This is a genomic window from Gangjinia marincola, assembly GCF_039523415.1.
Taxonomy (GTDB): Bacteria; Bacteroidota; Bacteroidia; order Flavobacteriales; family Flavobacteriaceae; genus Gangjinia; species Gangjinia marincola.
Genome location: NZ_BAAAFG010000016.1, coordinates 1 through 1,882 on the forward strand (window position 1 = coordinate 1; position 1,882 = coordinate 1,882).

2 protein-coding genes are annotated in these 1,882 nt (G+C 35.8%); one reads left to right on the top strand and one right to left on the bottom strand.

The annotated features are described in order from the left end of the window. Positions 1 to 203: 203 nt before the first annotated feature. Complete coding sequence (locus tag ABD000_RS10855; protein WP_343767335.1) at positions 204 to 902, top strand: hypothetical protein; 699 nt, start codon at positions 204 to 206, stop codon at positions 900 to 902. A 223-nt stretch (positions 903 to 1,125) separates the two neighbouring features. Here ABD000_RS10855 and ABD000_RS10860 read toward each other — a convergent pair. Further along, positions 1,126 to 1,882 (bottom strand): IS110 family RNA-guided transposase (locus tag ABD000_RS10860; RefSeq protein WP_343767339.1); only part of this gene is annotated, 757 nt, incomplete at its 5' end.

Here is a 1,882-nt window from a genome sequence, read left to right on the forward strand (position 1 = left end):
GTTTCTTGCTCACCCGAAAATTTCTGCAAAATTTTCTATGGTTTGGGTATCTTTGGGAAGACAAGGCTAAGGCACGCAACTGCGCATAGCCTAAACCGTTAGGCAACATTATGACAAACCTCAGTCGTATTTTCATAATTCTTTGTTCAGTCTTATTCACAAACTGTTCCGTAAAAAATAGCAGACACACTGACTTGCAAAAGATGAATATAAATGGAGATGTTGAATCGATAAAATTTAACCAGTTTCAAGCTGTGAAAAGGAATGGTCAAATTACCAAAGAACCTTTGCCAAAATTAGATTATATAGCATATGTTGATAATGAATACTATTTCAACAAGAAAGGTATGATAGACAACCATATCCAATATACTTCTAACAGAATGACACATAAATACGTTTATGAATATGACAAAAATCTTTGTACGATATCTAAAAAATATTATGACTATTCTGGCGAATTAGTAAACGAATCTTATTTCAAAAATGTGCTAAACGAAGAAGGAGAGTTAGTCGAAGAAAAAGAATATATGACTGGAAAGAATGTGGATAGGAATGTTATTTTGTCAAATTTCGTGGATAAAAACAAGGTCGAAGAAATAGACTATGTTGGCGATATGATTTTAAGAAAACAGAAATATAAATACAATGCGAATAATAATGTCATTGAAGAAATTAACCTATCAGAAGGCGACCAAATATCTTTTAAGGTTAAACACCTTTATAATTATAACAGAAATATCGTCAAAACAGTTACAGTCGATGAGAAAGGAGATACCATTTCAATAGAAAATTATAAATATTTAAAATTTGATGATGAAGGTAATTGGACTAAAATGCTTATAACAGGCAGTGATAGTACGGAAATATTGGTTGAAAGTAAAATAGTGTACCGAAAATAACGTTGCCTAACAATGTATCCTATGAAAAGCCTTAGTCCAGTTCTTTAAAGTTAAATAATATTTTCTTTTTTACTTAAACCACCTTTTTTTCTTTTAATATAACTTGCTCAGCATCCTATATGTGATCGATTCTTAAATAGAGACGTCACCAGTCCCGAAGCTTCGGGATTTTATGATTCGGGTTGTATCTACTTTTTTGTGAGCTTCGTTATGAAATTATTATTTATTGCTCTACTCCTATCACATAGGGTGTTTCGCTCTTTATCACCGCCAGAGTTCTACTTAAAAGCTTACGCGCCACCTTTACAATGATTGATTTTACGTTCTTACCCTGATGCTTTCTATAGTAGGCCTGCATGACAGGATCTGTCCGTATAGCTTGCCAAGATGCTTCAATAAAGTAGCTACGTAGCAAGCGATGAGCTCTCATACTTATCCCGGTATGGCGTATCGTATCTCCACTCTGGTAGATCCCGGGACATAAACCTACATAGCCCGCCAAATGCTTCACACTGCTAAATCTACGAAGGTCGCCTAGTTCGCTTAATATCCCACTAGCTACAATACCCCCTATCCCCGGAATACTGCGAAGCAGCATGTAGTCGTTCTTATAGTAAGCCTTCGTATACTTACGCAAAAGGGTAGAGACATCTCTAAACTCTTGATCAGTGAATCTAAAACTGCGCATACGGCTTCTTAAAACCTCATTGCCCGGATCATACGCAAATACTAAATCATCTAACCAATGACGAAACTTATGACTCCAATGATCGTTATCAAACTCTTCAGGTATCTCAACGCCATAGTAAAGTAACTGCATCTTCAGGTAACTCTTGATTTGACGCATATCCTTGACCAAGTCATTGCGACGCCTAAATAGACTGCGTAATTGTTCTCTCTTTGTATCAGGAACATTTATACTTTCTAATCGACCATCTTTTAGCTCTCTTGCGATTAGCTGAGCATCTATCCTATCAGTC

Coding starts and splice junctions, on each gene's coding strand:
- ABD000_RS10855 (WP_343767335.1), top strand. CDS start 204: ATGAATATAAATGGAGATGTTGAATCGATAAAATTTAACCAGTTTCAA.